This is a genomic window from Actinomadura darangshiensis (assembly GCF_004349235.1).
In the GTDB taxonomy this organism is placed as follows: Bacteria; Actinomycetota; Actinomycetes; order Streptosporangiales; family Streptosporangiaceae; genus Spirillospora; species Spirillospora darangshiensis.
In genome coordinates, this window is the sequence record NZ_SMKY01000031.1 from 26064 (window position 1) to 53000 (window position 26937).

Consider the following 26937-nt stretch of genomic DNA (forward strand, 5'->3'; position numbering starts at 1 on the left):
TGGGTCGAAACGCCGCCGACGTTACACAAAGCGCATGTGCGGCGCCCGATGAGGTCGGGCATGTGTGGTTTTCTGGGGGGATGTATGACGTGGTCATCGCCGGGGGCGGGCATAACGGCCTGGTCGCCGCCGCCTATCTGGCCCGTGCCGGACGCCGGGTGCTGGTGCTGGAGCGGCTCGATCACCTCGGTGGGCTCGCGGTGTCGGCGCGAGTGTTCCCCGGGGTGGACGCGCGGGTCTCGCGGTACTCCTACCTGGTGAGCCTGCTGCCCTCGAAGATCGTCCGCGACCTGGGGCTGGACCTGGATCTGCGCGGACGGCGGTTCGCCTCGTACACGCCGGCGGGCGACGGCGGACTGCTGATCGACAACGAGGACCCGGCCCGGACGGCGACGTCCCTGCGCGGTGACGCGGAGGCGTGGCGGCGGTTCTACGCGATGGCGGGACGGGTCGCGGAACGTGTCGCGCCAACGCTGCTGGAGCCACTGCGCGACCGAGCCGGACTGCGGCAGGCGGTGGACGACGAGGAGGCGTGGCGCGACCTGTTCGAGCGGCCCATCGGCGACGTGGTGAACGAGCGGTTCACCGACGACGTCGTGCGCGGCGTCGTCCTCACCGATTCGCTGATCGGGACGTTCGCGGACACGTCCGGCCCGGCGCTCCTGGCCAACCGGTGCCTCCTCTACCACGTCGTCGGCGACGGGACCGGCGACTGGAACGTGCCCGTCGGCGGAATGGGCGCCGTGACCGAGCCGCTGGCCGATGCCGCGCGAGCCGCCGGGGCCGAACTGCGGACGGGGACGGAGGTGCTGCACGTCGACCCGTCCGGGGAGGTGACGTTCCGGGAAGCCGGAGGCGCCGAGCACACCGTTTCGGGCCGGTGGGTACTGGTCAACATGCCCGGCGACACGTCCGCCGAGGGGGCGCAACTGAAGGTGAACATGGTGCTTTCACGGCTGCCGCGATTGCGGGACGCGTCCGTCCGGCCGGAAGAGGCGTTCGCCGGGACCTTCCATATCAACGAGAGCCGGGAGCAACTCGACAAGGCCTATCGGGAGGCCGCCGGCGGCTGTATTCCGTCATTGCCCCCCGCCGAGGTGTACTGCCATTCGCTGACCGATCCGTCCATTCTCGGAGCGGAATTGCGGGCGTCCGGGGCGCACACTCTGACGCTGTTCGGACTGCATATGCCCGCACGGCTGTTCCGTTCCGATCCCGAGGGTTCGCGGGCCGGGGCATTGCGGGCGACCTTGGCGTCCTTCGACTCGGTATTGGCCGAGCCGATCGAGGACTGCCTGCTGCGCGGCCCGGACGGCTCTCTGTGCCTTGAGGTCAAGACGCCCGTCGACCTGGAGAACGAGGTGGGGCTTCCCGGCGGCCACATCTTCCATCGCGACCTGTCGTGGCCGTTCGCCGAGTCGCCCGGCGAACGCGGACGCTGGGGCGTCGAGACCGAGCATCCGCGCGTGCTGCTGTGCGGGGCGGGCGCCCGGCGGGGCGGAGGCGTCAGCGGGATTCCGGGGCACAACGCGGCCCGCGCCGTCCTGGACGCCGGTTAGGCGCGTCCGCAGGCCCTGTGCAGGGCGGCGACCACTCCTTCGGGGTCGTAGGACGGCAGGACGGCGGCCAAATGACCGTCCGGGCGGACGATGTGGACGGTGTCCGGGCCGGCGTGCAGAGCCGTCCGGAGCACACCGTCCGCGTCGATGTCGGCCAGGGCGTGGACGTCGTACGGGACGTCGGTCGCCAGATCGGCCCCGCGCTCGTCCTGCGTGAGGACGACGAACCGCGTGCCGAACAGGCTGCGCAGCCGCGTCGGTGCACCGCCGACGACGCACGGAGCGTCCGGGCAGATGACGCCCGGCAGCGGCGGGCGGACGGCACCGGGTTCGAGCGGGAAGCCGTCCACCGGCCCGGACGGCGTGGTCAGCGGCGACTCCAGGTACCAGAACGGCTCGGCGAGCCGGCCGGAGTCGATGATCGCGCGGGCGTCCGGATGCGTCCGGGCCCGCTCCAGGGACGCGACGCGGCGCGCCCGCTGCTCCGGCGTCTGCGGGACGAGGAACTCCATCGTGCGCGTGGTGACGCGCAGGTTCTCCTCGGCGGCGGCCCGCCGCTCGATGTCGTAGCTGCCGAGCAGGCGCGGCGAGGCCCGGCCGCGGCGGACGTAGGCGAGCTTCCAGGCGAGGTTCTCCGCGTCCTGGAGGCCGGAGTTCAGCCCGCGGGCACCGAACGGCGCGTACAGGTGGGCGGCGTCCCCGGCCAGGAAGGCGCGGCCGGACGCGAACACCGCCGCGCACCGCTCGTGGAACCGGTACACGGTGGCCCACACGATCTCGTACGGGACGTCCCCGGCGATCTCGCGGATGCGGGCGTCGAGCGCGCCCGACCTCCGCTCCCCGTCGAGGTCGTGGTCGGCGGGGACCTGCCAGTCGATGCGCCACGTCCCGTCCGGGCACTGGTGGACGAGGACCTGCCGCCCCGGGTTCCACTCGGGGTCGAAGAAGAACCGGCGCTCGTTCGGGAACGGCAGGTCGGCCCGGATGTCGCAGATGAGGAACTTGTCGGCGAAGGTGCGTCCGGGGAAGCCGATGCCGAGCAGGTCCCGGACGGCGCTGTGCCCGCCGTCCGCGCCGACCAGATGGCTGCCGCGCACGGTCTCCCCGGCGTCGGCCTCGATCCCGGCCGCGTCCTGCCGGAGGCCGCTGACGGGATGCCCGTACCGGACGTCCACCAGCGGTTCGGCGGCGGCCAGATCCCGGAGCCGCGCCTCGACCTCCGCCTGGGAGATGTTGATCCAGGGCGGGACGCCGCCGCACCCGGCGTCCGGGAACGTGACGGAGAACAGCTCGTCACCGCGGTAGTAGGTGCGGCCGGTCGTCCAGGTCACGCCGCGGGCGATCATGGGCGCGGCGCACCCGACCCGGTCGAGCACGTCGAGGACGTCCCGCTGGAAGCAGATGGCCCGGGACCCGGACGGGTCGCGCGCGGCGGCGGCCTCCAGCACCACGCTCGGCACGCCGTGCCGCGCCAGTAGCAGCGCCGTGACCAGGCCGACCGGCCCGGCGCCGACGATGACGACCGGTTCGGTGTCCGTCACAGGGCTCACCCTTGCGATGGTGCGCCGCTCGGCCGCCCCGCGTAAAGCGCGCGGTGGCCAGGGGCGGCCACTGTTGATCAAGATGAGACGCGGGCATGGGCACAATGCCCGCATGTCCCGAGGCCCCTCCCCCACCGCGCGGGAACTCGGCAGGGTGTGCGCCGCCGCCCTGCTGCTCGCCGGCGGTGCGGCCGGGGTGCGGGCGCTCGCCGGGCTCTGGACGTCGCCGTCCGCCGACCGGCCGCCGGGCGCGTCGCTGGCCGCGTTCGCGGTGCTGGAGGCGGTCGCGCTCGGGCTGGCCGTCGCGGCCCTGCGGCGCCGCCGGGCCGGCCCGCGCAGGTTCGGACGGTGGACGAGGCCCCTGGCCGCCGGGTTCGTGGTCCTCGTGCTCGGGTCGCCGCTCGCGATGCTGCTGGTCGCGGCCGTCAAGGTGGCGGGAAGCGCGGAATCGGCGCCCCTGCCGACGCCGTCATCGGGCCCGTCGGGGGCGCCGCCGTCCGAGACGGACCCGACCATGCTGCCGTCCCTCCCCCCTCCGCCCTGGCACGACGAATCGCCCGGTTCGGACACCTGGACGCTGATTCCGCTCGTCCTCCTCCTGCTGGTCGCCGCGGTGGCGGCCTGGCTGGTCGTGCGGCGCCGCCCGTGGGCGGGCCCGCCCGGACCCGACGTCCCGGTCCCGCCCCCGCCGGCCGGCTTCCAGGAGGCGGCGGAAGCGGGCGGCCGCGCGTTGCGCACCACCGGTGACCCGCGCGGAGCCGTGATCGCCTGCTACACGGCGATGGAGGACGTCCTGACGGAGGCGGGCGCCGGGCCGCGGCGCAGCGACACGCCCGCCGAGGTGCTGGCCCGCGCGTCCGGCGCCGGGCTCGAAGGGCTGGACGCGGCGGCCACGCTCACCCGGCTGTTCCGGGAAGCGCGCTACAGCGCCCACCCGGTCACCGAGCGGCACCGGGCGGAGGCCCTGGCCGCACTCGAATCGCTGCGCGCCGGGAGCCGGGTATGAGGGCCGCCGCACTGGTCCTGGCCGCCGGATGCGCGCTGGCCGCCGCCTACCTCGCCGCGGGCACGCCCGCCGTGCTCGTGCTGGCGGCGGGCCTGGCCGTCCTGGGCTTGCTCGCCGCCCGCGCCGCGATCCCGGCCGCGCTGCCCCTCCCGGGGAGAACACCGAGGCCGGACGAGCCGGACGACCTTCACCAGTTCCCGTCCTACCGGCGGATCGGCGACGCCATGTCGTGGTCGCAGGCGTCCGCCCGGCACTACGACTCGGTGACACGGCCGATGCTCGTCCGGCTCCTCGCCGCCGCCCTGGCCGACGGGCACGGCATCGACCTCGCCCGGGAGCCGGACCGGGCCAGGGCCCTGGTCGGCGAGGACCTGTGGCCGCTGCTCGACCCCGGCCGGCCCGGCTCCGCCGACACCTTCGCCCCGGGGCCGCCCCTCGCCGACCTGCACGCCGTCGTGACCCGACTGGAGGAACTGTGGCCGCGCCACTGAACATCGAGACGCCCGCCGACGCGGCGGCACTGTGCCGGGACGTCCTGGACGAGGCCGGGAAGGCCGTGGTCGGCAAGCGCGAGGCGCTCGAACTGGTGCTGACGGGCATCCTCGCGTCCGGGCACGTGCTGCTCGAAGACCTCCCCGGCCTGGGCAAGACGCTTCTGGCGCGGACGTTCGCCGCCGTCCTCGGCCTGGACTTCGCCCGCGTCCAGTTCACCCCGGACATGCTGCCCGCCGACCTGACCGGCGCCGCCGTCTACGACCCGCGAACCTCGGAGGTGGTGTTCCGGCCCGGCCCGGTGTTCACCCAGCTGCTGCTCGCCGACGAGATCAACCGGACGCCGCCGAAGACGCAGGCCGCGCTGCTGGAGGCCATGGAGGAGCAGCAGGTCAGCGCGGACGGGGAGAGCCGCCCGCTGCCGCGCCCCTTCATCGTCCTGGCCACCGACAACCCGATCGAGTACGAGGGCACCTACCCGCTGCCGGAGGCGCAGCTCGACCGGTTCGCACTGCGGATGCGGCTCGGCTACCTCAGCGCCGAACTGGAGGGCGAGATGATCGGCCGGCGGCTGTCCCGGGGCGCCGCGCCGCCGGAGCTGCGCGCCCTGGCCGGCCCCCGCGAGGTCCTGGCGATGCGCGACTGCGTGGAGAAGGTCCACGTGGACGAGGGGATCGTGCGGTACGCGGTGGCGGTCTCCGCGGCGACCCGCGCGCACGCGAAGATCACGGTCGGGGCCAGTTCGCGGGCGACGCTCGGCGTCGTCCAGCTCGCGCGGGCGCGCGCGCTGCTCGCCGACCGCGACTACGTACTGCCCGAGGACGTGAAGGCCGTCGCGGTCCCGGCGCTCGCGCACCGGCTCGTCCTGCAGCCGGAGATGTGGGTGCGGCAGGTCACCGGCGAGGACCTGGTCGCCGAGGTCCTGGACGAGGTGCCGGTGCCGCGCGGGATCGCGGCGCCGAACGGGAGCACGGCGGCGAACGGGAGCACGGCGGCGAACGGGAGCACGGCGGCGAACGGGAGCACGGCGGCGGGCCGGGCCACGTGAGCGGGCACCGGCTCGGCTGGCGGCCGGCTCCGCTCGCGCACCGGCTGGCCACGGTCGCCGTCCTGGCGGGGGCCGCCGCGCTGCTGCTGTCCCGCCCGAACCTGCTGCTCGTCGCCGCGCCGCCGGTCGGGGTGCTGGCCGCCGGGCTCGCCGCGCGGCGCCCGGACGCGGTCGCGGTGCTGGCCACCGAGCGTCCCCGGCGCTGCTTCGAGGGCGAGCCCGTCGAGATCACCGTCACCGCCGACGCCGGCGGGCCGCTGGACGGGATCGCGCTCTCGCTGGCCCCGGTGCGGGGGTTCGGCGTCGAGATCGCCTCGTACGCCGAGGACCCGGCGGCCGGGAAGGCGGAGGCCACGTTCGTCGTCCGGCCGGGACGCTGGGGCCGCCGCCCCCTGCCGCACCTGGTCGTCGACTGCCGGAGCCGGTACCGGACGGGCAGGGCCCGGGTGGCGCTGCCGCTCGGCGAGATCAGCGTGTTCCCCGCCGGGCCGCCCGTCCGGCCCCGGATCGTGCCGCTGGACCTGCCGCGCCGGCTCGGCGAGCACGCCGCCCGCGCCGCCGGCTCCGGGGTGGAGTTCGCCGGGATCCGCCCCTACCAGCCCGGCGACCGGGCGCGGGACGTGAACTGGAAGGCCAGCGGGCTGCGCGGCCGCCTGCACGTGACGACGCGCGCCGACCAGCGGCAGGCGGAGATCGTCCTCGCGGTGGACGCCTGCACCGACCTCGGCGGGCCGGGTGACAGCGGCCTCGACCGCGCGATGCGCGGGGCGGCCGCCCTCGCCACCGCCTACCTGCGCGGCGGCGACCGGGTCGGCATCGTCGCGTTCGGCGGCACCACCCGGTGGCTGGCGCCGGGGCAGGGCGGCCACCACTTCCACCGGCTCGCCGAGGCCGTCATGGACGCCCGGAGCCTGCAGGGCACCGGTACCGGCATCGGCCGCGTCCTGCGCACGGCGCTGCCGCCCGGTGCGCTGGTGATCGTGTTCTCGCCGCTGCTGGACGACCGGGCGGTGCGGACCGTCCAGGACCTGCGCCGGCGCGGCCGGCCCGTCGTCGTGATCGACACCCTCGACCGGGAGCCGCCGCCCGGGGGGCGTCCGGCCGCCGCCGCCCTGTCGCTGCGGCTGTGGCGGCTGGACCGGCGGGCGCTGCTCGCCGGGCTCGCCGACCTCGGCATCCCCGTCGTGGCCTGGGCGCCCGACGGCTCGCTGGACGCGGTCGCCGCGGCCTTCAGGCGGCCGGTGCCGGGGAGGCATTCATGAGCGCCCGGCTCCGGTCCGCCGCCGTGACGGCCGCCGCGACCGCGATGGTCGTCCTGTGCGCCTTCTGGGACCCCGGCGTCCCCGCCGCCGCGGCGGCGGGGCTACTCCTTCTCGCGTTCCTGCTGGTGGTGGACGCGGCCACGGGCGTGCAGCGCCACCTGCCCGCCTTTATCGCCGGTGCCGTGTGCACGGCCCTGACCGCCGCCGCGCTGCTGCTGCCGCCCGCGTCCAGCGTGCTCGCGGTCGTCGCCGGCCTGGGCGCCCTGGTCGGCGCGTACCGGCTGACGTACTCCGCGCGCCGCTGACGGGCTCAGGCCGGGTGACCCGCCTTGTCCCGCTTGTGCGCGGCGGCGGCCTGCTCGATCGTCCGGTCGGCGACCTGGCGGTCCTGCCAGCCGCGCACGTCCGTGGACTTGCCGGGCTCCAGGCTCTTGTAGATGTCGAAGAAGTGCGCGATCTCGTCGAGAAGATGCTCATGGACGTCCCGCAGGTCGCGGATCCCCTGGTAGCGGACGTCCCGGGCCGGCACGGTGAGGACCTTGGCGTCCGGTCCGCCCTCGTCGTGCATCCAGAACACCCCGACGCTGCGGACGGCCACCAGGCAGCCGGGGAACGTGGGCTCCTCCAGCAGCACCATGGCGTCCAGCGGGTCGCCGTCCTCCGCGCAGGTCTCCGGGATGTACCCGTAGTCCAGCGGATACTGGGTCGAGGTGAACAGCATCCGGTCGAGCCGGATGCGGCCGAGCCGGTGGTCCATCTCGTACTTGTTGCGCGATCCCCGGGGGATCTCGACGATCATGTCGATCTCCATGAATCCCTCCCAGGGAAGGACTACCCACGACCCGGCCGCGACACGAGTCCCTCCGAAAGATCCCAGAGCCGCGCGGCGTGGACGGGGTCCAGCGCGTACGGCAGATAGTGGCCGGTGGGCGGGTCATCGTCCTTCGTCCAGGGCTCGGCGATCGCGCAGTCGTCCAGGTACTTGCCGCCGACGCCGTCCAGTTCGCGCGCGACGGCCGCCCAGACCGAGGTGGCCGCGCCCTGCGCGGGCGTCTTCCAGCCGGGCAGGTCCGCGAGGCCGCCGTCCGCGTCCGCCCAGCCCATCTCCCGGAGCCGCTCGGGGCCGATATGGCGCTGCAGGCCGGTCCTGATCGCGCCCGGCATGACCGCGTTGCAGGTGATGCCGTCATCGGCGAATCGATCGGTCAGGGCCACGGCGAACAGCGCGTTTGCCGTCTTGGACCGGCCGTACGCCTCCCACGGGTCGTACGGGCTGCGCAGGTAGTTGGGGTCGTCGAAGTCGACGTCGCCGCGCCGGTGCGCACGGGACGACAGCGACACCACGCGGGCGCCGTCCGCCGCGCGGAGCGACGGCAGCAGGCCGGTCGCGAGCGCGAAGTGGCCGAGGTGGTTGGTGCCGAACTGCGACTCGAAACCGTCGGCCGTCCGGGTCAGCGGCGGCGCCATCACCCCGGCGTTGGCGACCAGGATGTGCAGCGGCCTGCCGGCGGCGACGTGGCCGTGCGTCCAGTTCTCGATCGACTTCAGCGAGCCGAGGTCCAGGGAGCGGAAGACGACCAGGTCGCTGCCGGTCTCCGCGCGCAGCCGGGCGGCGGCCGCCTCGCCCTTGGCCGCGTCCCGCCCGGCCACGACGACCCGCGCGCCCGCGCCGGCCAGCGCCCGCGCGGTCTCCAGCCCGAGGCCGGACGCGCCGCCGGTGACCATCGCCTCCTTCCCGGTCAGGTCGTGACCGGAGACCACCTCGGCCGCCGTCGAGGTCGCGTCGAATGCCATGTCGTTCTCCTTCCGGGTTCTGCCGGGACCCATGCTGCCCCCGCCCGGACACGGCCGCGAGGCCGCCGCGTTCCTGGCAGTGACACGGCTAGGCACGCCCGCGGCCGGGCTGGGAGACTTGGCCGGTGGTCACGTCGAACGAGCTGGGCGACTTCCTGCGGGCCCGCCGCGCCCGCGTGCTGCCGTCCGACGCGGGCCTCCCGGCGGGCACCGGGCTGCGCCGCACCCCCGGCCTGCGCCGCGAGGAGCTGGCCGCGCTCTCCGGGGTCAGCATCGACTACTACATCCGGCTCGAACAGGGCAAGGAGCTCAACCCGAGCAGCTCCGTCCTGGACGCCCTGGCCAAGGCGCTGCGGCTGGGCGGGGACGAGCACGCGCACCTGTACGCCCTCGCGAACCACGCGTCGCGCCGGACGCTGCCGGCCCGGCACAGCCCCGACCGGACGGTGCGTCCCGGAATGCGGCTGCTGCTGGAGAACCTCCGGCCCTGTCCGGCGTACCTGCTCAGCCCGATCAGCGACGTCCTCGCGGCCAATCCCGAGGCCCTCGCGCTCTACGCCGGGATGGACGGATGGCCCGAGGAGCGCCGCAACACCATCCGGTACGTGTTCCTGCATCCGGCGGCGCGGAGCCTCCTAGCGGACTGGGATCGTTCGGCGGTCGGCTGCGTCGCCAGCCTGCGCGGCGTCCTCGCCGACGACCCGCGGTCGCCCGGGCTGAGCGGCCTGGTGGACGAGCTGACCGCGGGGAGCGCCGAGTTCGCCGAGCTGTGGCCGCGCTATGACGTCCGGCACCGGCGCAGCGAGCGGAAGGCGTTCCACCATCCGGTGGCCGGCGACCTCACGCTGGGATACGAGGTGCTGCGCCTCGACACCTCCGGGCGGCGGCTGACCGTGTACCAGGCCGCGCCCGGCACGGCCGACCACGAGCGGCTGACGCGGCTACGGGACGCGGCCGCGTAGCTCAGTGGGCCGCGTCGTTCCAGTCGGCGCCGGTGCCGACGGCGACCTCCAGGCCGACCATGAGGGGGTAGGCGGTCGTCATGCCGGTGCGGACGATCTGCTCCACCGCGTCCCGCTCGCCCGGTGCGACCTCCAGGACGATCTCGTCGTGCACCTGGAGGAGCAGGCGGCTGGCGAGCCCGGCCGCGGTGAGCGCCCCGTCCACCCGCAGCATCGCGATCTTGACGATGTCGGCGGCGGAGCCCTGGATCGGGGCGTTCAGCGCCATCCGCTCGGCGGTCTCGCGGCGCTGCCGGTTGTCGCTGGTCAGGTGCGGCAGGTAGCGGCGGCGGCCGAGGATCGTGCGGGTGTAGCCGGTGGCGCGGGCCTCGGCGACGACCTCGCCGAGGTAGTCGCGGACGCCGCCGAGCCGCTCGAAGTAGGCGTCCATCAGCGGGCGCGCCTCCGCCATCGGGATGCCGAGCTGCCTGGCCAGGCCGAACGCCGACAGCCCGTAGGCGAGCCCGTACGACATCGCCTTGATCTTGCGGCGCATGTCGGGGGTGACGGCGTCCGGCGCGACCTGGAAGACCCGCGCGGCCATCGTCGCGTGCAGGTCCTCGCCGGACGCGAACGCGGCCAGCAGCGTCGGGTCCTCGGAGAGGTGCGCCATGACGCGCAGTTCGAGCTGGCCGTAGTCGGCCGTCAGCAGCGACTCGTAGCCGCCGCCCGGCAGGAACGCGCGGCGGATCCGCCGCCCCTCCTCGGTGCGGACGGGGATGACCTGAAGGTTCGGTTCCGTGGACGTGAGCCGCCCGGTCGCGGCGACCGTCTGCTGGAAGGTGGTGTGGATGCGGCCGTCCGCGCCGATCTCCCGGATCAGCCCGGCGACCGTGGTGCGCAGCCGGGCCTGGTCGCGGTGGTGCAGCAGGACCTCCGGCAGGCCGTTGTCGGTCTGCGTGGCGAGCCAGGTCAGCGCGTCCAGGTCGGTGGAGTGGCCGGACTTGATCTTCTTGGTCCTGGGCAGGTCGAGGTCGCCGAACAGGACCTCCTGGAGCTGCTTCGTGGAGCCCGGGTTGAAGCGGCGCCCGGCGATGCCGGCGGCGTCGTCGGCGGCGCGTTCCATCGCGTCCGCGAAGTGGGCCTCCAGCTCGCGGAGGAGGCCGGCGTCGACGTGGACGCCGGTGCATTCGGCACGGGCGAGCAGATGCGACAGCGGCAGCTCGACGTCCCGGAGGATCTCGTCCATGCCCGTGGACGCCAGGTCGGCGGCGAACCTGCCGGCCAGGTCGAGGACGGCGCGGGCGTGCAGCATCAGCCCCGCCGCACCCTCGGCGGACGGGCGCCGCCCGAGGTGGCGGCCCGCGAGATCGGCGATCCCGTAGGCGGCGAGGCCGGGCAGCAGCAGGTAGGCGGCCAGCGCGGTGTCGGTGGCGATGCCGTCGAGGCGCCAGCCGCGCTCGCCGAAGACGCGCATCAGCGACTTCACGTCGTGCAGCGCCTTGGGCCGTTCGGGGTCGGCCAGCCAGCCGGCGAAGGCCCGCTCGTCCGTCTCGGTGAGGCCGGCCGGCTCGAACGACGCCGCGTGGTCGTCGCCGGTCGCGAGCGCGATGCGGGCGATGTCGCCGGCGCCGCGCACCCAGGTGTGGTCGGCGGCCAGCCCGGTCAGGCCGGTCGCGCGGGACCGGAGCCAGCCGGCCAGCTCGTCCGGGCCCAGCTCGCGTCCCTCCATGGGCTCCCGCCGGGCCGCCTCCGCAGGACGGCCGCCGCCCGGTTCGGCGGCGAAGAGGCGCTGGCGGAGGCTCGCGTTGCGGAACTCCAGCTCGTCCAGCAGCGTCGTGAAGGCCGCCAGGTCGTAGGGGCGCCGCCGCAGGTCGTCCGGCGTCACCCGCAGGTCCAGGTCGCGGACGAGCTCGGTCAGCCGCCGGTTCAGCCGCACCGAGCCGAGCGCGGCGCGCAGCTTCTCCCCCGCCTTGCCCTTGACCTCGTCCGCCCGGTCCAGCAGGGCGTCCAGGGAGCCGAACTCGCGGACCCACTTCGCGGCCGTCTTCTCGCCGATGCCGGGGATGCTCGGCAGGTTGTCGGACGGGTCGCCGCGCAGCGCCGCGAAGTCCGGGTACTGCGCCGGGGTCAGGCCGTACTTCTCCTGGACCGCGGCGGGCGTGTAGCGGACCATCTCCGAGGCCGTCCGGTAGAAGTACAGGACGGTGACGCCGTCGCTGACGAGCTGGAGCACGTCCCGGTCGCCGGTGACGATCAGCACGTCCATGCCGTCGGCCTCGGCGGCGGTCGTGAGGGTGGCGATGATGTCGTCGGCCTCGTAGCCGGGCGCCCGCAGCGCCGGGAGGCTCATCGCGGCGAGCAGCCGGTCCAGGACCGGCAGCTGGCTGCCGAACTCCTCCGGCGACCTCGACCGGGTGGCCTTGTAGTCCGGGAACGCCTCGGCGCGGAACGTCTGCCGCGACACGTCGAACGCCACGGCCGCGTGCGTCGGGCGCTCGTCCCGCAGCACGTTGGCCAGCATGTTCGCGAACCCGTACACGACGTTCGTCGGCTGCCCGGACGTGGTGCTGAAGTTCTCGACCGGCAGCGCGTAGAACGCCCGGTAGGCCAGCGAGTGGCCGTCGAGCAGCAGCAGGCGGGGCCGGTCGGTCATGCGTCACATCCTGGCACCCGGGAACGGGGCATGAAACGGGCGGACGATCTGTTGGGAGCGAACATGACGAAGATCAACGTGGGCCGGCTGGGGATATGGCGGCCGTGGAGCCTGCTCGACCCGGGGCTGGCGAAGGACGTCGAGGACCTCGGCTACGGGGCGGTCTGGATCGGCGGCTCGCCCACCGGCGACCTCGGCATCGCCGACCGCCTCCTCGCCGCCACCGACCGCATCGTGATCGCGACCGGCATCGTGAACATGTGGAACACGCCGGCCGCGGAGGTCGCCGCGTCCTACCACCGGCTCAACGAGGCGCACGGCGGGCGGTTCCTGCTCGGCGTCGGCATCGGCCATCCGGAGGCGACGCAGGAGTACCGCAGCCCCTACGAGACGATCGTCCGGTACCTCGACGACCTGGACGCGGCGAAGGTCCCGGCCGGCGGGCGGGCGCTGGCCGCCCTCGGCCCGAAGGTGCTGCGGCTGGCCGCGGAGCGCACCGCCGGCGCCCATCCGTACCTGACCACGCCCGAGCACACCCGGCAGGCGCGGGAGGCGCTGGGCGACGGCCCGCTCCTCGCCCCGGAGCAGAAGTTCGTGCTCGACCCCGATCCCGGCCGGGCCCGCGCGCTGGGACGGGACATGCTCGGCCGCTACCTCGCGCTCGGCAACTACGTCGCCAGCTTCAAGCGGCTGGGCTTCACCGACGACGTCGCGGGCGGCGGAAGCGACGCCCTCGTGGACGCGCTGATCGCGCACGGCGACGCGGCGGCGGTGGCGGCGCGGGTGTCCGCGCATCTGGACGCGGGCGCCGACCACGTGGCCGTCCAGGTGCTGACCGAGCGGGACGCCGACCCGCGCCCCGGCCTGCGGGCGGTCGCCGAGGCGCTGCGCTAGACCGGCCGGCATGGCGAGGGACGCGCCCGGCGCGGGGCGCGTCCCTCGGAGAGCGGGTCGTTACCGGGTCGCGTACAGGCCGATCTCGTCCGGCACCGTGCGCTCGTTCGGCCGAGCCTGCGCCTGCTTGCGGGCGAGTTCGTTGCCGTTGACCGTCAGGGTGCTGTGCGCGAACAGCTGCGTGACCGCGGCCGTGGCGTCGATCATGTGGTCGAAGCCCTTGAGGTCGACGTTGTCGTAGCGGTCGCAGACCGCGTGGTAGCAGGGGTCGTAGGCCACCCCGGCCTCGCCGCCGTAGACCTTCGCCTGCTCGGGGGTCTTGATGCCCTCGGCGCCGGTGAAGATGCCGCCGGCGGGGATGCCCGCGGTGATGAAGGCGTTGTAGTCCGATCGTCCGTTGAACGGCGTCGGGTCGGTGGCCAGCTTCCGCTTCGCGAAGTAGTCGTTGAACGCCTTCTCGATCGCACCGGACCCGGCGGGCGGCTCGACGTTGTTCTCGCCGGCGCTGTCATCCCCGTCGTAGACGAAGTTCACGTAGTTGGGCGAGGCGAGCATGTCGAAGTCGAGCATCAGCGCGATCTTGTCGCGCTCGGCCTGCGGGAGGCTGTCGACGTAGTGCTGCGAGCCGAGCAGGCCCTCCTCCTCGGCGCCCCAGAACGCGAACCGGACCTGGTTGCGCACCTTGCCGCCGAGCTTGTGGATCTGCTTGGCCATCTCCAGCAGCGTCGCGGTGCCCGAGCCGTCGTCGTTGATGCCGGGCCCGGCGGTGACGCTGTCGTTGTGGGCGCCGACGACCACGACGTTGTCGGCCCTGCCGCGCGGGGTGTCGGCGATGACGTTGGTCGCCGTGCGCTTGTCGTTGAGGGTGTCGGTCTTCACCCGCAGCGTCACGCCGCCGTTCTGCGCCTGCTGGACGAGGGCCGCGCCGACCGCGTTCGTCGGGCCGACCACCGGGATGTCGTACGGCGTGGTCAGCGTCCCGCCGACCGGTCCGGGCTCGGTGGGGAGCTGGTAGATGACGACGGCGGTCGCGCCGGCGGCGATGGCGTTGTCGGCCTTCACGGAGAAGAAGCAGCCGCCGCGCTGGATCAGCGCGATGTGGCCCTTGGGGAAGCCGGTGAAGTCGGCGGCCTCGCAGCCGCTGCCGGTGCCGGTGGCGCCCGGGTCGACGGGGCTGGCGGGAGCGGTGACGTCGCCCGTACCGGAGTACTGCAGCGTCTCGTAGTCGGTGTGCGGCGCGAACGTCTTGGACTCGGGCGCGGTCTGGGCGAAGACCGGCTCGGACAGCTCCTGCCAGAAGTCGAACTCGAAGTCCTGGATCGTGGGGCTGTATCCGGCCCGCTTGAGCTGGTCCGCGATGTACTTGATGGTGATCTTGTTGCCGGGGAGCCCGGCGGCCCGGTTCCCGCCGTTGGCGTCCGCGATCTTCTGCAGGTTCAGCTGGTGGTGGCGGACGTTCTTCAGCGTGACGAGCCCGGCCAGTTTCGACTGGGCCGGCCCGGCGGCCTGGGCGGGCGTCGCGGCCGCGGTGGCGGCGGTGAGCGACAGCCCGGCGAGAACGGCTAGCGCGGCTCTGCGCATGACTCGGTCTCCGTTTGATGGGGGGGACAAAGTACCCCAGAGCCTGACATGCGTCATTTCGTGCAACAAGACACGACTCTGCATCAGAACGGCCAATATTGGCCTATCGCCGAACCCGGCCAACAAGATCGACGTCCTGCCCCACGATTACCGTCCGTCTCCGCCGCCTCCACCGTTGGTATCGCTCACGGCACTCATGACGGAAGTCGATTCCAAGGTCAGGGCCGGAATGGCCGCCTTCGCGCACATCGTGACCTGCGAGTACGGGGGAAAGGTCCGGGAAACCACGGTCTCCGCGGGCCCGCGCCTCACCACGGGCGGCACATTTCCGCCGTTCGCGTGTTCCAGCAGGTGAGGCCACTGGCCGCGGACAAAACGGCGTGAGTATGCTGCGGGAACTTTCGCAGGTGGCCGCCGACGATCAGGAGTGGGCCGTTGTCGAGTCCCGAACAGGTGCACGGATCGCACGGGCGTCCGCGAACACATCCGATCGGGCGGAGGATCGTCCTGCTGCTGGCGATCCCGCTGGTCTCGCTCGTGGCCCTGTGGGCGTTCTCGGCCGTTCCGGCGGTGGACGACGCCCTCACGCGCTTCCGCTACGCCGACAACCACGACCGGGTCGGCCAGCCGTCCAACCTCGCCATGCAGGCGGTGCAGGAGGAGCGCGACGCCGGCATCACCGCGCTGACGTCGCCGACCACCGCGAACATGCAGCGGTTCAAGGACCTGATCGGCAAGACCGACCGCGCGGTGGACGTCTTCCGCAAGGCGGCGCTCTCCCCCGCGGCCACCGACCAGATGCCCGACGACGTGCTGCAGCGCACCCGCAACGTCGCCAACCAGTTCGACCAGCTGGCCAGCGTCCGGTCGCAGATCACCGCGCGGAACGTCGGCGTACTGGAGGCCGTCAACGCCTACAGCCAGGTCTTCGACAACACGGTCCGGCTGCTCACCACGCTGGTGACCATCAACGACATCGGGGTCTACCAGCAGACCAACGGCGTCCTGTACATGTACTGGGCGCGCGACTTCATGCTGCGCGAGGACCTGCTGCTGACCAGCCTGCGCGGGCACCGGCTGAAGGCCGGCGCGCGGGCCGCGTTCGCCCGCTGGGCGGGCGCCCGCGCGGAGCTGCTCGGCCTCGGGCAGATCGGCCTGGACGGCCAGATCGCGCAGACCATGAGCGGGCTGGTGGACTCGCCCGCCTATGCCGACTACGTCGCCCTTGAGGAAGCCGTCGTGCAGCAGGGCCGGGCCCCCGACCCGCAGCGGTGGCAGGCCGCCACCAAGGCGGCGGGCCAGGTGTGGCTCGGCACCACCTTCAAGGCCGGCGAGCTGCTCCAGCACGACGAGGTGGACCCCGCCGGCCAGCGGATCATGCTGCGGGTCTACCTGGCGGGCGGCGTCGGGCTGGCCGCCGTGATCGCCTCCATCGTGCTGTCCCTGCTGTTCGCCCGCCGGCATGCCGGCGAGCTCCGGCGGCTCCAGCGGTCGGCGCAGGAGCTGGCGAACGAGCGGCTGCCCCGCGTCGTCGCCCGGCTGCGGCGCGGCGACCGGGTCGACCTGGACGCCGAGACGCCCCGCCCGCCGGGCGGCCGGACCCGCGAGGTGGCCCTGGTCGGCGAGGCGTTCGAGACGGTCCAGCGGACGGCCATCAGCACCGCGATCGGCGAGGCGGAGCTGCGCGCGAGCATCAACCGGGTCTTCGTCAACCTGTCGTGGCGCAGCCAGTCCCTGCTGCACCGGCAGCTGCGGCTGCTGGACCAGATGGAGCGGCGCGCCTCCAGCCCCGAGGAGCTGGACGACCTGTTCCGCCTCGACCACCTGACCACCCGCATGCGGCGGCACGCCGAGGGTCTGGTCATCCTGTCCGGCTCGCCGACCGTGCGGGCCTGGGACCACCCGGTCGCCGCCGAGGACGTCGTGCGCGCCGCGGTCGCCGAGATCGAGGACTACACCCGGATCGAGGTGACCGGCGCGTCGGCGGCCGCCGTCACCGGGGACGTGGTCGCCGACGTCATCCACCTGCTCGCCGAGCTGATCGAGAACGCCACCGCCTACTCCCCGCCGACCACCGAGGTCACCGTCAAGATCGAGAGCGTCGCCAACGGCCTCGCGGTCGAGGTCATCGACCGCGGCATCGGCCTCCAGCCCGACGAGCTGCACGCGCTGAACCGGCGCCTCGCCCACGCCGGCGAGTTCGACCTGGTCGACACCGAGCGGCTCGGCCTGTTCGTCGTCGCGCGGCTCGCCGCCCGGCACGAGATCATGGTCTCCCTGCAGCCCTCCCCGTACGGGGGCACGACCGCGATCGTCCTCGTCCCGCACGCCCTGGTGGTCCCGGACGACCAGTTGCGGACACCCGGCGCCGGGGCCGCGCAGGCGGTCACCGCCGGGGCCAACGGCGGCGGCGCGGCGCGGCTCGGCCGCCCGGCCCGTCCCGCACTGCCAGGTCCGGCCGGGCCGGCGCAGGCGGGCCCGCCGGACATACCGGTCCCGCCCGCCGCGGCCGATCCGCCGGTCTCCTTCAACACGCCCGGCCGCACCAACGGCCGGGCCCGGCCGGCGGCCGAAGAGCCGGAACCGGCCGAGGCGCAGGACAGCGAGGTCACCGGCCGGCTCCCGCGCCGGGTGCGGCAGCGCAACCTGGCTCCTCAGCTGCGCAGGCGCCCGGTGGCCAGGCACCCGGAACCGGCCGAGCCGGCGGACGACGACTTCGAGGAGCCGAGTCCGGAGCTCAGCCGCGACCTGATGGCCTCGCTACAGTCAGGATGGCTGCGCGGCAGGGTCGCCGACGACGAGCAAGGCGATCTGGATCCACGCGACGAACGGGGGGACATATGACGCGGCAGGGCCACGCCACCGGCGAGCTCGACTGGCTGCTCGACGATCTGGTGCAACGGGTGGGCGAGGTCCGCCAGGCCGTCCTGCTGTCCAGGGACGGACTGGTCATGGGCGCTTCGGGGGACGTCACCCGCAAGGACGCGGAGTTCCTCGCCGCCCTGTCGTCGGGCTTCCACAGCCTGGCCAACGGCGCCCGCGAGCACTTCTCGGCCAAGCAGGTCCGGCAGACCGTCGTGGAGCTGGACGACACGCTCTTCTTCGTCATGCCGGCCGGCAACGGAAGCTGCCTGTCGGTGCTGAGCGACGCCGGCGGCAACGCCGGACTCGTCGCCTACGAGACGACCATGCTGATCAAGCGGGTGCGGCGGGCGCTGGCGGCGTCCCCGCGCACCGGGTCCGAGGACGCGTCGCTGCGGCCGGGTGCGTCGGGCTGAGCGGCCGTGGAGACTCCGAGAGAGCGCTGGATCGGGCGGGACGCCGGCCCGGTCGTGCGGCCGTACGCGATGACCCGCGGGCGCACCCGCCCCCGCGGGCTCGTCGTCGACCTCGTGACGATCCTCGTCACGACCGGCCGCACCCCGGGCGACCGCGTGTGGCTGTCCCGCGAGCAGCGCCGGCTGCTCGAACTGTGCCGGCGTCCGTCGACGCCCGCCGACCTCGCCTCGGAGACCGACCTCCCGTTCCGGGTGGTGCAGATCCTGCTGGAGGACCTGCACCAGTACGGCCTGATCGAGGAGGTCCCGCAGGCAGCCGAACCGACCGACCGTCCCGACCCCCGCATCCTGATGAGAGTGCTCGATGAACTTCGCCGCCTCTGAGCAGTCCGCGTCCTACCCGCCGGCCTCGCACCGGCAGGACGAGGACGTCCCCCTGCACACGCTGAAGGTGCTGGTGGCCGGCGGCTTCGGCGTCGGCAAGACGACCCTGGTCGGCGCGGTGAGCGAGATCCGCCCGCTGCGCACCGAGGAGACCCTCACCGACGCGTCGGTGGGAGTGGACGACCTCGGCGGCGTCGAGGGCAAGTCCACCACGACCGTGGCGATGGACTTCGGCCGGCTGACGTTCTCCGGCGGCGTCCGGCTCTACCTGTTCGGGACGCCGGGCCAGGAGCGCTTCTGGTTCATGTGGGACCAGATCGCCTACGGCGCCGTCGGCGCGATCGTGCTGGTCGACACGCGGCGGCTCACGACGAGTTTCGCGTCCATCGACTTCTTCGAGCAGCGGGAGATCCCGTTCGTCATCGCCGCGAACCAGTTCGACGGCGCCCGCCGCTACACCGCCAGGGAGATCCGCGACGCCCTCGACGTCGACCCGGACGTCCCGGTGATGATGTGCGACGTGCGGAGCCGGGAGGTGGCGCGGGGCGTGCTGGTCGCGCTCGTCGAGCACGCCCTCCACACGGCCCGGCAGTGACTCCGCACGGCCCGGCACTGAGCCGCGCGGCGGCCGCCGGGGCTCGCTAGCCGGCCATCCGGGCGACGATGAGGGAGGCGAGCGCGGCGTAGGCGGCCGAGTCGTCCAGGCCGGTCTGCGCCTTGATCTCGCCGCGGTGGATGGACTCCATCACCTGCCCGGCGACGGCACCGACGAACGCGGCGTCGGTGCCGGCGCCGGAGGACGCCTCCCGAACGAGCCCCTGCACCCGCCGGACCGCGAACCGCGTGTTCCGCTTGTAGATCTCGCGTGCGGGAGCGAACGCGTCCAGGTCGGCGAAGAAAGCGGCCGACGCGGGCGCCAGCTCGCCGGAGATGGCGCGCAGATAGGCGCCGACCCGCTCCCGCGGATCGGCGCTCCCGTCGAGGACGGCCTCGACGCGCTCGGTGGCGCGGCGGAAGAACGCCCGCACCACCGCGACGATGATCTGCTCCCGGCTCGCCGCCACCGAGTACAGGGTGCTCTTCGAGCAGCGCAGCACGGCGGCCAGATCCGCGACGCCCAGCTCGGCGAAGCCGCGCTCCAGGAAGACGCCCATGAGCCGGTCGACGAGGACCTCCCGCCGCCGTGAGGCCCGCGTGGCCCGCTCGTCCACCGAGGTCATGGTGGCGACAGTACCAAAATAAGTTCTTCAGTACTGCCTTTGGTACTCTGAGCGGGCCGAAAGGAGCCCGCCATGCCCGCCACCCGGCACCTTCCGAACCCCGAGTCCGAGGACCTGATCGCGCTCACCCGCGAGATCGCGTCCAAGGAACTGGCGCCGCACGTCACCGACGCCGAGCGCACCGGCACGTTCCCGCGCGAGGTGTTCGCCACCCTCGGGCGGGCGGGGCTCCTGACGCTCCCCTATCCGGAGGAGTTCGGCGGCGGCGGCCAGCCCTACGAGATCTACCTCCAGGTCCTGGAGGAGATCGGCGCCGCCTGGGCGAGCGTCGGCGTCGGCGTCAGCGTGCACGCCCTCTCCTGCTTCCCGCTCTTCGCCTACGGCAGCGACGAGCAGCGCGCCGAGTGGCTTCCCGGCATGCTGTCCGGCGAGAAGCTCGGCGCCTACTGCCTCTCCGAGGCGCACGCGGGCTCCGACCCGGCCGCGATGCGCGCCAAGGCCGTCCGCGACGGCGGCTCCTACGTCCTCAACGGCGCCAAGGCCTGGACGACCCACGGCGGCAAGGCCGACTTCTACACGGTGATGGCCCGCACCTCCGGCGAGAAGACCCGCGGCATCTCCTGCTTCCACGTCCCCGCCGGCACCCCGGGCCTGGAGTTCGACGAGCCCGAGGACAAGATGGGCCTGATGGGCTCGACCACGGCGACGGTCCGCCTGGTCGACGCCCGCGTCCCCGCCGCCAACCTGATCGGCTCCGAGGGCCAGGGCCTGTCCATCGCCCTCGCCGGCCTGGACTCCGGCCGCCTCGGCATCGCCGCCGTGGCCACCGGCCTCGCCCAGGGCGCCCTCGACACGGCGGTCGCCTACGCCAAGGACCGCGAGGCCTTCGGCAAGCCGATCATCGACCACCAGGGCCTGGCCTTCGTCCTGGCCGACATGGCCGCCGCCGTCGAGTCGTCCCGCGCCACCTACCTCTCCGCCGCCCGGCTGAGGGACGCCGGCCGCCCGTACGGCCGCGAGGCGTCCATCGCCAAGCTCATCGCCACCGACGGCGCCATGAAGGTCACCACCGACGCCGTCCAGGTCCTGGGCGGCGCCGGCTACACCCGCGACTTCCCCGCGGAACGCTTCATGCGCGAGGCCAAGGTCATGCAGATCTTCGAAGGCACCAACCAGATCCAGCGCCTGGTCATCTCCCGCCACCTGGCCCGCTAGGGGCCCGGGGTCGTAGGGCGGCCTCAACCGATCGGCTGATGCCCGGACGAGCGGCTCGGGCGATGCGGGCGGGCACCGCCCGCGGCGATCCTCGAAGCATGTCGATCATTGAGGTCAACGGCCTGCGCAAGGCCTATGGCGGCCGTCCCGCGGTGGACGGCATCGGGTTCGCCGTCGACGAGGGGGAGATCTTCGGGATCCTCGGCCCGAACGGCGCGGGCAAGACCACGACGGTCGAGTGCGTGGAGGGCCTGCGCGCGCCCGACGCGGGAGTCGTCCGCGTCGCCGGGCTCGACCCGCGTGCCGACCGCGGCGAGCTGACCGCGATCCTCGGCGTCCAGCTCCAGGAGAGCGAACTCCAGGAGAAGCTGACCGTGCGGGAGGCCCTGGAGCTCTACAGCGCCTTCTACCCGAGGCCGGCGGACTGGCGCGAACTCGCCGAGCGCCTCGGCATCACCGGCAAGCTCACCACCCGCTTCGGCAGGCTGTCCGGCGGGCAGAAGCAGCGCCTGTTCATCGCCCTCGCCCTCATCGGCCGCCCCCGGGTCGTCGTCCTGGACGAGCTGACCACCGGCCTGGACCCCCGCGCCCGCCGCGACACCTGGAAGCTGATCGAGGAGGTCCGCGACTCCGGCGTCACCGTCCTGCTCGTCACCCACTTCATGGAGGAGGCCCAGCAGCTCTGCGACCGGATCGCGGTGTTCAAGCAGGGCCGCGTCGCCGCCCTCGACTCCCCCGCCGGCCTGATCCGCCGCAGCGCCGGCGGCACCGTGCTCGCCTTCACCCCGTCCCGGCCCCTCGACGACGGCGACCTGACCGGCCTGCCCGAGGCCACGACCTTCGAGCGCAGGGACGGCCGGCTCACCATCCACGGCACCGACGCGACCGTCAACGCGGTCATCTCGCTGCTCGCCCGCCACCGGGTCACCGCCCACCAGCTGCGGATCACCGACTCCACGCTGGACGACGCCTTCCTCGAACTCACCGCAGAGCAGGAGAACTGACGTGCCCGCGTCCACCGCCGTCCTCAAGGCCGAGCTCCGGCTCTTCCTCCGGGAGCCGTTCACCCTGTTCTGGATCATCGCCTTCCCGACCATCCTGCTGACGATCCTCGGCCTGATCCCGTCGTTCCGGGACCCCGACCCCGGGCTCGGCGGCGACCGGGTCATCGACCTGTACGTCCCGGTCACCGTGCTGCTCGCCATGATCATGGCGGGGATCCAGGCGCTGCCGCCCGTCCTGTCCGGCTACCGGGAGCGCGGCATCCTGCGCCGCATGTCGACCACCCCCGTGCGGCCCGGCTCGCTGCTGGCCGCGCAGATCGTCCTGCACTTCGCGGCCGCCCTGGGGTCGGCGCTGCTGGTCATCGCCGTCGGCAGGCTCGCCTTCGACGTGGCGCTGCCCGGCGACCTTCCGGGCTACCTGCTGGCACTGCTCCTCGGCGCCCTCAGCGCGCTCGCCCTGGGTGCCGTGGTCTCCGCGGTCACGCCCACCACCAAGGCCACCACCGTGGTCGGCTCGATCGTCTTCTTCCCGATGATGTTCGTCGCTGGAGTCTGGGCCCCCGTCCAGTCCATGCCGGGCCTGCTGCGGCACATCGTCGAGTACTTTCCTTTCGGCGCCGCGTCCCAGGCCCTCAACCAGGCGGCCGGCGGAAACTGGCCCGACTGGACCTACCTCGGCGTCACCGCGGCCTGGGCGGCCGTCCTGGTCGCCGCCGCCGTACGCTGGTTCCGGTGGGAGTAGGAGAAACCGTCTCGATGGCGACGATCCAGGAGCAGTGGGAGCGGTTCTACCGCTGGGGGCCGTTCGGCCTGCTCGCCCTCGCGACCCTGCTCGCCCTGCCCATCCGGGAGCAGGTCATGTCGGCGGCGGAGCAGCGGGCCGCCGCGCCCCTCCTGGTCACGGCGCTGGCCCTCCAGATCGTGCACGCCGGCGGGAAGATCCCGGGGCCCGTCTACTTCTGGCCCCGGACGGTCCTCTCCTTCGTCCTCTCCTGGCTGAACCCGTTCTTCTGCGTCTACGCCGTCCTCGGGTATTTCGACGCCGCGCACTACCTGACCCGCCGCTGGGCCCTGGCCGGAGCCTTCATCACGGCGGTCACCATGGCGGGCGCCCAGTCGGGCGGGCTGCCGCCGGACGGCCTCGCCCAGGCGGCCGTGTTCGCCGGCCTCCTCGCCCTGAACGCCGGGCTCATCGCCATCTTCGGCCGGCTCACCGACAGGGAGGCCGAGCGGACCCGCGTCCAGGCCGAGACCATCGCCGAGCTCGAACGGGCCAACGCCCGGCTGGAGCAGGCCATGGCCGAGAACGCGGGCCTCCAGGCCCAGCTCCTCGTCCAGGCCCGGGAGGCCGGGGTCAGCGACGAGCGCCGCCGCCTGGCCGCCGAGATCCACGACACCATCGCCCAGGGCCTGGCGGGCATCATCACCCAGCTCCAGGCCGCGCAGGACAGCGAGCACGTCCGCCGCGCCACCGCCCTCGCCCGGACGAGCCTGCGCGAGGCCCGCCGCTCCGTACGGGACCTCGCGCCCACCCACCTGGAGCACGACGCGCTCCCCGAAGCCCTCAAGAAGATCACCGAAGGCCGGGCCCGCCTCACCGTCACCGGGACGGCGGAACCCCTGCACGACGAACTGGAGGCCGCGCTGCTGCGCATCGCGCAGGAAGCCCTCGCCAACGCGGCCCGACACGCGCACGCCGACCGGGTCGGCGTGACCCTCTCCTACATGGACGACGAGGTGACCCTCGACGTCCGCGACGACGGCCGCGGCTTCACCGGATCCACCGGCGGCTTCGGGCTGACCGCCATGCGCGAGCGCGCCGAGCGCGTCGCCGGCACCCTGACCATCGAGTCCGAACCCGGCCGGGGCACGGCCGTCTCCGCCCGCGTACCGTTGATCCGCCATGCCTGACGGCACCGCTGACGGCACCGCCGACATCACGCTGCTCATCGTCGACGACCACCCCGTCGTCCGGGACGGCCTGCGCGGCATGTTCGCCGCGACCAGCGGGTTCGAGGTCCTGGCCGAGGCGGCCGACGGCCGCGAAGCCGTCGCGCTCGCCGCCGAGCTCCGCCCCGACGTCGTCCTCATGGACCTGCGGATGCCCGGCGGAGGCGGCGTGGAGGCCATCACCGAACTCGCCCGCCGCGGCCTCCCCTGCAAGGTCCTCGTCCTCACCACCTACGACACCGACACCGACACGATCCCGGCGATCGAGGCCGGCGCCACCGGCTACCTCCTCAAGGACGCCCCCCGCGACGACCTCTTCGACGCCGTCCGCGCCGCCGCCGAAGGCCGCACCGTCCTGTCCCCGGCCATCGCCTCACGCCTCGTGTCCCGCGTGCGCGAGCCCCGCGGCGACTCGCTGAGCACCCGCGAACTGGAGGTCCTGCGCCTGGTGGCCCGCGGCACGAGCAACCGCGAGATCGCCACCGAGCTCTTCATCAGCGAGGCGACGGTCAAGACCCACCTCACCCACATCTACGCGAAACTCGACGTCAAAGACCGAGCCGCGGCGGTCGCCACCGCCTACGAGAAACACCTCCTCCCCTGACGGTTCCCGCCTACCGGGTCTCGCCGAAGACCCGCCGGTAGGTGCCGGGCGTAGTGCCGAGATGCGCCCGGAAGTGTCGTCGCAGGTTGACCGCGGAGGCGAGTCCGACCCGGGCGGCGATGCTCTCCACCGGAAGGTCGGTCTGCTCCAGCAGGACCCGCGCCTCGTCGAGGCGCCGGCCGAGCAGCCACTGTCCCGGGCTCGTGCCGAGTTGCTCGTTGAACCGCCGGGCCAGAGTTCTGGTCGACAGGCCGGCGCGCTCGGCGAGCCGGGCGATGGTCAGCCGGGTGCCGAGCCTGGAGGCGGCCCAATCCAGCGTCGGCGCCAGCGACTCGTCTGCCCAGGTGGGGGACGGCCGGGTCGCGTACTGGAGCTGGCTGCCCTCCCGGTGCGGCGGCAGCACCATGTTGCGGGCGATCTCGGCCGCGTAGGCGGCGCCGTGATCGGAACGGACCAGGTGCAGGCAGAGGTCGATGCCCGCACCGGTTCCGGCGCTGGTCGCCACGTCGCCGTGATCCATGTAGAGCACGTCCGGGTCCACCCGCACCTCGGGGAAGGCGGCGGCGAGCATGGCGGCGTGGCGCCAGTGGGTGGTGGCGCGGCGGCCGTCGAGCAACCCGGCCTGAGCGAGGACGAACGCCCCCGTGCAGATGGCGGCGATCCTCGCCCCGCGCCGGTGGGCGTCCCGCAGCGCCTCGATGACGGCCGGCGGCGCCGGCGCCCCGGCGGGCTGCCAGCCGGGGATGACCACGGTGTCCGCCTCTTGCAGGACCGCCAGCCCCGCGTCGACGTGCATCGCGTAGCCCGCGGTGGTCGCCAGAGGGCCGGTGCTCTCGGCACAGATCCGGAAGGTGTAGCGGCCGGGCACGTCCTGCCGGCCGGTGCCGAAGACCTCGGCGGCACAGGCGAGTTCGAAGGGCGACTGGGGCGGGTTGAGCAGGGCCACCACTCGATGACGGTCCATGGCACGAATATACCTAAGGATGTCTTTCTGGACTCTCCGCCGGAGATGTGGAGCGCGGTCACAGTGGACCCATGAGTGAGACCGCTGGAACGCTGAGGACCGAAGTCGAGGTCGACGGGGAGAAGGCCAGTTACCTGACCGTGGAGCAGGACGGCCCGGCCGTGCTGCTGCTGCACGGAACGTACTGGAGCCGGGTGTGGCTTCCGGTGCTGGGCCGGCTCGCGGACGCGGGGCTGCGGCCGATCGCGGTCGATCTCCCCGGGCTGGGACGCTCGGGAGGCGAACTCACTCTGGAGACGGCCACGGTCCCGGCCCTCGCCGACTGGGTGGCGCGGTTCGCGGCCGCGCTGAAGATCTCCGGGCCGATCGCCGTGGCAGGTCATGACATCGGCGGCGCCGTCGCCCAGCATCTCCTCGCCCGCGGCCCGCTGGAGGTGCCCCGGCTGGCCCTGGTCAACTCGGTCCTCTACGACTCCTGGCCCGCGCCTCACGTGGCCCGCTTCCGGGACCCGGAGGCCGCGGACGAACTTCTCGCCGCCCGCCAGCAGGCTGTGACGGCGGCGCTGGCCGGCGCCGCCACCGAGCAACTGGTCTCCGACTACACCGATCCGTGGCGTGATCCGCGGGTCCGGCGCTCCTGGCTGGCCATGGCGGGCGCGGCCGACAATCGCCACACCCTTGATCTCGTTCCCGCGCTGCGCCGGTCCACGGTGCCCAAGCTGCTGATCTGGGGCGAGGACGACGGCTTCGAAAAGGTGGAGTACGCCGAGAAGTTCGCCTCGGAGATCCCGCGAACCACGCTCATACGCGTCCCGGGCGCGGACCACATCCCCACGGAGGCCGCTCCTCGCCAGATCGCACAGGCCCTCGGCGAGTTCTTCACGGCGTAGAGGGGACGGCCGGCGTGATACTGGGCGGATGGGGCGTGAGTCCGTTCTGACGCGGGCCGTGCTGATCCTTGCGGCGTTCGAACCGGATCATCCGGTGCTGTCGGTCTCGGAGATCGCGCGGCGGACCGGCTTGCACGTGGCCACCGTGTCGCGGCTGGTCGGAGAGCTCGTGGAGCACGGGCTGCTCGCGCGGGACGAGCAGCGGCGGGTGCGGGTCGGGATGCGCCTATGGGAGCTGGCGTCGCGGGCCGCACCGACGCTCGGGTTGCGCGAGGCGGCGATGCCGTTCATGGAGGACCTGCACGCGGTCATCGGCCACCACACGCAGCTCGGCGTCCTGGACGGGCGGGAGGTGCTGTTCGTCGAGCGGCTCTCGATGCCGAACTCCGTGATCAACGTGACGCGGATCGCGGGGCGGCTGCCGCTGCACGCCTCGTCCAGCGGGCTCGTCATGCTCGCCCATGCCTCGCCCAAACTGCTGGAGGACGTCCTGTCCGGTGACCTCATCGCCTACACGGCCGGCACCGTGGTGGAACCGCAACGGCTGCGCGCCCTGGTCGCGGAGTTGCGCCGGAGCGGGGTCGCGTTCTGCCCCGGGTTCATCGACGAGCGGGCGACCGGCATCGCCGTGCCGATCCGGGGGCCGGGCGGGAG

26 protein-coding genes are annotated in these 26937 nt (G+C 73.5%); 19 read left to right on the forward strand and 7 right to left on the reverse strand.

Features of this window, described 5'->3' with window-relative positions; translation table 11 throughout:
• The first annotated feature begins 80 nt into the window (after positions 1-80).
• A complete protein-coding gene (locus E1293_RS09925) occupies positions 81-1559 on the forward strand; it encodes a phytoene desaturase family protein (RefSeq protein ID WP_132196168.1) in 1479 nt (492 codons plus the stop codon).
• Here E1293_RS09925 and E1293_RS09930 read toward each other — a convergent pair.
• Positions 1556-3109, reverse strand: coding sequence for an FAD-dependent monooxygenase (locus tag E1293_RS09930; RefSeq protein WP_243716135.1), 1554 nt, complete (start codon positions 3107-3109; stop codon positions 1556-1558). The two genes, E1293_RS09925 and E1293_RS09930, sit on opposite strands and share 4 nt — an antisense overlap.
• Before the next feature lie 103 nt (positions 3110-3212).
• On the opposite strand from E1293_RS09930, the gene E1293_RS09935 reads away from it, so the two are divergent.
• Genes E1293_RS09935 through E1293_RS09950 form a run of 5 tightly spaced genes read left to right on the forward strand, consistent with a single transcriptional unit; the run spans position 3213 to position 7213 of the window.
• The gene (locus tag E1293_RS09935) at positions 3213-4106 is read left to right on the forward strand and encodes a DUF4129 domain-containing protein (RefSeq protein WP_132196172.1); all 894 of its coding nucleotides are present in this window, start codon (positions 3213-3215) and stop codon (positions 4104-4106) included.
• Positions 4103-4597 carry a hypothetical protein gene (locus tag E1293_RS49355; RefSeq protein ID WP_243716136.1) on the forward strand — a complete coding sequence of 165 codons (495 nt, stop codon included), beginning with the start codon at positions 4103-4105 and terminating at the stop codon, positions 4595-4597. Before E1293_RS09935 ends, E1293_RS49355 begins: the two co-directional genes overlap by 4 nt.
• Entirely contained in the window at positions 4582-5646 is a 1065-nt protein-coding gene (locus tag E1293_RS09940; RefSeq protein WP_243716137.1) for an AAA family ATPase, read from the forward strand. Before E1293_RS49355 ends, E1293_RS09940 begins: the two co-directional genes overlap by 16 nt.
• Positions 5643-6908 carry a DUF58 domain-containing protein gene (locus E1293_RS09945; RefSeq protein WP_165978160.1) on the forward strand — a complete coding sequence of 422 codons (1266 nt, stop codon included), beginning with the start codon at positions 5643-5645 and terminating at the stop codon, positions 6906-6908. Before E1293_RS09940 ends, E1293_RS09945 begins: the two co-directional genes overlap by 4 nt.
• Positions 6905-7213 (forward strand): hypothetical protein, encoded by a 309-nt coding sequence (locus tag E1293_RS09950; protein ID WP_132196178.1) that lies wholly within the window; start codon positions 6905-6907, stop codon positions 7211-7213. The genes E1293_RS09945 and E1293_RS09950 overlap by 4 nt, the downstream gene beginning before the upstream one ends.
• A gap of 5 nt (positions 7214-7218) precedes the next feature.
• Here the strand turns inward: E1293_RS09950 and E1293_RS09955 are convergent, their stop codons facing one another.
• Both E1293_RS09955 and E1293_RS09960 read right to left on the reverse strand, forming a co-directional pair.
• Complete coding sequence (locus tag E1293_RS09955; RefSeq protein WP_132196180.1) at positions 7219-7719, reverse strand: inorganic diphosphatase; 501 nt, start codon at positions 7717-7719, stop codon at positions 7219-7221.
• A gap of 20 nt (positions 7720-7739) precedes the next feature.
• On the reverse strand, positions 7740-8702 hold the full coding sequence (locus E1293_RS09960) for an SDR family NAD(P)-dependent oxidoreductase (RefSeq protein WP_132196182.1): 963 nt from the start codon (positions 8700-8702) through the stop codon (positions 7740-7742).
• Positions 8703-8827: 125 nt separating this feature from the next.
• On the opposite strand from E1293_RS09960, the gene E1293_RS09965 reads away from it, so the two are divergent.
• Positions 8828-9664 carry a helix-turn-helix domain-containing protein gene (locus E1293_RS09965; RefSeq protein ID WP_132196184.1) on the forward strand — a complete coding sequence of 279 codons (837 nt, stop codon included), beginning with the start codon at positions 8828-8830 and terminating at the stop codon, positions 9662-9664.
• Between the two features lies 1 nt (position 9665).
• Here the strand turns inward: E1293_RS09965 and polA are convergent, their stop codons facing one another.
• Positions 9666-12299 (reverse strand): DNA polymerase I, encoded by a 2634-nt coding sequence (polA, locus tag E1293_RS09970; RefSeq protein WP_132196186.1) that lies wholly within the window; start codon positions 12297-12299, stop codon positions 9666-9668.
• A gap of 63 nt (positions 12300-12362) precedes the next feature.
• Between polA and E1293_RS09975 the strand changes: the two genes are divergently transcribed.
• Positions 12363-13193 (forward strand): LLM class F420-dependent oxidoreductase, encoded by an 831-nt coding sequence (locus E1293_RS09975; protein ID WP_132196188.1) that lies wholly within the window; start codon positions 12363-12365, stop codon positions 13191-13193.
• A 60-nt stretch (positions 13194-13253) separates the two neighbouring features.
• On the opposite strand, the gene E1293_RS09980 is transcribed toward E1293_RS09975, so the two are convergent.
• Entirely contained in the window at positions 13254-14774 is a 1521-nt protein-coding gene (locus tag E1293_RS09980; protein ID WP_132196190.1) for a M20/M25/M40 family metallo-hydrolase, read from the reverse strand.
• Positions 14775-15209: 435 nt separating this feature from the next.
• On the opposite strand from E1293_RS09980, the gene E1293_RS09985 reads away from it, so the two are divergent.
• The 4 genes from E1293_RS09985 to E1293_RS10000 are packed head-to-tail and all read left to right on the forward strand — an operon-like array spanning position 15210 to position 19031.
• Positions 15210-17618 carry a sensor histidine kinase gene (locus E1293_RS09985; RefSeq protein WP_132196192.1) on the forward strand — a complete coding sequence of 803 codons (2409 nt, stop codon included), beginning with the start codon at positions 15210-15212 and terminating at the stop codon, positions 17616-17618.
• Positions 17615-18052 (forward strand): roadblock/LC7 domain-containing protein, encoded by a 438-nt coding sequence (locus E1293_RS09990; protein WP_132196194.1) that lies wholly within the window; start codon positions 17615-17617, stop codon positions 18050-18052. Before E1293_RS09985 ends, E1293_RS09990 begins: the two co-directional genes overlap by 4 nt.
• 6 nt (positions 18053-18058) lie before the next feature.
• On the forward strand, positions 18059-18436 hold the full coding sequence (locus tag E1293_RS09995) for a DUF742 domain-containing protein (RefSeq protein WP_132196196.1): 378 nt from the start codon (positions 18059-18061) through the stop codon (positions 18434-18436).
• Positions 18417-19031 (forward strand): GTP-binding protein, encoded by a 615-nt coding sequence (locus E1293_RS10000; RefSeq protein WP_132196198.1) that lies wholly within the window; start codon positions 18417-18419, stop codon positions 19029-19031. The genes E1293_RS09995 and E1293_RS10000 overlap by 20 nt, the downstream gene beginning before the upstream one ends.
• 46 nt (positions 19032-19077) lie before the next feature.
• On the opposite strand, the gene E1293_RS10005 is transcribed toward E1293_RS10000, so the two are convergent.
• The gene (locus E1293_RS10005) at positions 19078-19656 is read right to left on the reverse strand and encodes a TetR/AcrR family transcriptional regulator (protein WP_132196200.1); all 579 of its coding nucleotides are present in this window, start codon (positions 19654-19656) and stop codon (positions 19078-19080) included.
• Between the two features lie 72 nt (positions 19657-19728).
• Here E1293_RS10005 and E1293_RS10010 point away from each other — a divergent pair, with 72 nt between their 5' ends.
• The 5 genes from E1293_RS10010 (at position 19729) to E1293_RS10030 (ending at position 24429) form a co-directional block, all read left to right on the forward strand.
• Positions 19729-20871 carry an acyl-CoA dehydrogenase family protein gene (locus E1293_RS10010; protein WP_132196202.1) on the forward strand — a complete coding sequence of 381 codons (1143 nt, stop codon included), beginning with the start codon at positions 19729-19731 and terminating at the stop codon, positions 20869-20871.
• Between the two features lie 98 nt (positions 20872-20969).
• Positions 20970-21875: an ABC transporter ATP-binding protein gene (locus E1293_RS10015; protein WP_132196204.1), complete on the forward strand. Its 906-nt coding sequence runs from the start codon at positions 20970-20972 to the stop codon at positions 21873-21875.
• Between the two features lies 1 nt (position 21876).
• The gene (locus E1293_RS10020) at positions 21877-22617 is read left to right on the forward strand and encodes an ABC transporter permease (RefSeq protein WP_132196206.1); all 741 of its coding nucleotides are present in this window, start codon (positions 21877-21879) and stop codon (positions 22615-22617) included.
• Entirely contained in the window at positions 22608-23786 is a 1179-nt protein-coding gene (locus tag E1293_RS10025; protein WP_243716138.1) for a sensor histidine kinase, read from the forward strand. Before E1293_RS10020 ends, E1293_RS10025 begins: the two co-directional genes overlap by 10 nt.
• Positions 23779-24429, forward strand: coding sequence for a response regulator (locus E1293_RS10030; protein WP_132196208.1), 651 nt, complete (start codon positions 23779-23781; stop codon positions 24427-24429). Before E1293_RS10025 ends, E1293_RS10030 begins: the two co-directional genes overlap by 8 nt.
• A 10-nt stretch (positions 24430-24439) precedes the next feature.
• Here the strand turns inward: E1293_RS10030 and E1293_RS10035 are convergent, their stop codons facing one another.
• Complete coding sequence (locus E1293_RS10035) at positions 24440-25393, reverse strand: helix-turn-helix domain-containing protein (protein ID WP_132196210.1); 954 nt, start codon at positions 25391-25393, stop codon at positions 24440-24442.
• A 71-nt stretch (positions 25394-25464) separates the two neighbouring features.
• On the opposite strand from E1293_RS10035, the gene E1293_RS10040 reads away from it, so the two are divergent.
• Together E1293_RS10040 and E1293_RS10045 are read left to right on the forward strand one after the other, a co-directional pair.
• The gene (locus E1293_RS10040) at positions 25465-26283 is read left to right on the forward strand and encodes an alpha/beta fold hydrolase (RefSeq protein ID WP_132196212.1); all 819 of its coding nucleotides are present in this window, start codon (positions 25465-25467) and stop codon (positions 26281-26283) included.
• A 28-nt stretch (positions 26284-26311) separates the two neighbouring features.
• Positions 26312-26937 (forward strand): IclR family transcriptional regulator (locus E1293_RS10045; RefSeq protein ID WP_132196214.1); only part of this gene is annotated, 626 nt, incomplete at its 3' end.

Bases quoted from the DNA above. Each gene is read 5' to 3' on its own strand.
- E1293_RS09975 (WP_132196188.1), top strand. From the start codon at position 12,363: ATGACGAAGATCAACGTGGGCCGGCTGGGGATATGGCGGCCGTGGAGC.
- E1293_RS10030 (WP_132196208.1), top strand. From the start codon at position 23,779: ATGCCTGACGGCACCGCTGACGGCACCGCCGACATCACGCTGCTCATC.
- E1293_RS10010 (WP_132196202.1), top strand. From the start codon at position 19,729: ATGCCCGCCACCCGGCACCTTCCGAACCCCGAGTCCGAGGACCTGATC.
- E1293_RS09955 (WP_132196180.1), bottom strand. From the start codon at position 7,719: ATGGAGATCGACATGATCGTCGAGATCCCCCGGGGATCGCGCAACAAG.
- E1293_RS10040 (WP_132196212.1), top strand. From the start codon at position 25,465: ATGAGTGAGACCGCTGGAACGCTGAGGACCGAAGTCGAGGTCGACGGG.
- E1293_RS10000 (WP_132196198.1), top strand. From the start codon at position 18,417: ATGAACTTCGCCGCCTCTGAGCAGTCCGCGTCCTACCCGCCGGCCTCG.
- E1293_RS09990 (WP_132196194.1), top strand. From the start codon at position 17,615: ATGACGCGGCAGGGCCACGCCACCGGCGAGCTCGACTGGCTGCTCGAC.
- E1293_RS10015 (WP_132196204.1), top strand. From the start codon at position 20,970: ATGTCGATCATTGAGGTCAACGGCCTGCGCAAGGCCTATGGCGGCCGT.
- polA (WP_132196186.1), bottom strand. From the start codon at position 12,299: ATGACCGACCGGCCCCGCCTGCTGCTGCTCGACGGCCACTCGCTGGCC.
- E1293_RS09950 (WP_132196178.1), top strand. From the start codon at position 6,905: ATGAGCGCCCGGCTCCGGTCCGCCGCCGTGACGGCCGCCGCGACCGCG.
- E1293_RS10005 (WP_132196200.1), bottom strand. From the start codon at position 19,656: ATGACCTCGGTGGACGAGCGGGCCACGCGGGCCTCACGGCGGCGGGAG.
- E1293_RS49355 (WP_243716136.1), top strand. From the start codon at position 4,103: ATGAGGGCCGCCGCACTGGTCCTGGCCGCCGGATGCGCGCTGGCCGCC.
- E1293_RS10035 (WP_132196210.1), bottom strand. From the start codon at position 25,393: ATGGACCGTCATCGAGTGGTGGCCCTGCTCAACCCGCCCCAGTCGCCC.
- E1293_RS09925 (WP_132196168.1), top strand. From the start codon at position 81: ATGTATGACGTGGTCATCGCCGGGGGCGGGCATAACGGCCTGGTCGCC.
- E1293_RS09980 (WP_132196190.1), bottom strand. From the start codon at position 14,774: ATGCGCAGAGCCGCGCTAGCCGTTCTCGCCGGGCTGTCGCTCACCGCC.
- E1293_RS09935 (WP_132196172.1), top strand. From the start codon at position 3,213: ATGTCCCGAGGCCCCTCCCCCACCGCGCGGGAACTCGGCAGGGTGTGC.
- E1293_RS09960 (WP_132196182.1), bottom strand. From the start codon at position 8,702: ATGGCATTCGACGCGACCTCGACGGCGGCCGAGGTGGTCTCCGGTCAC.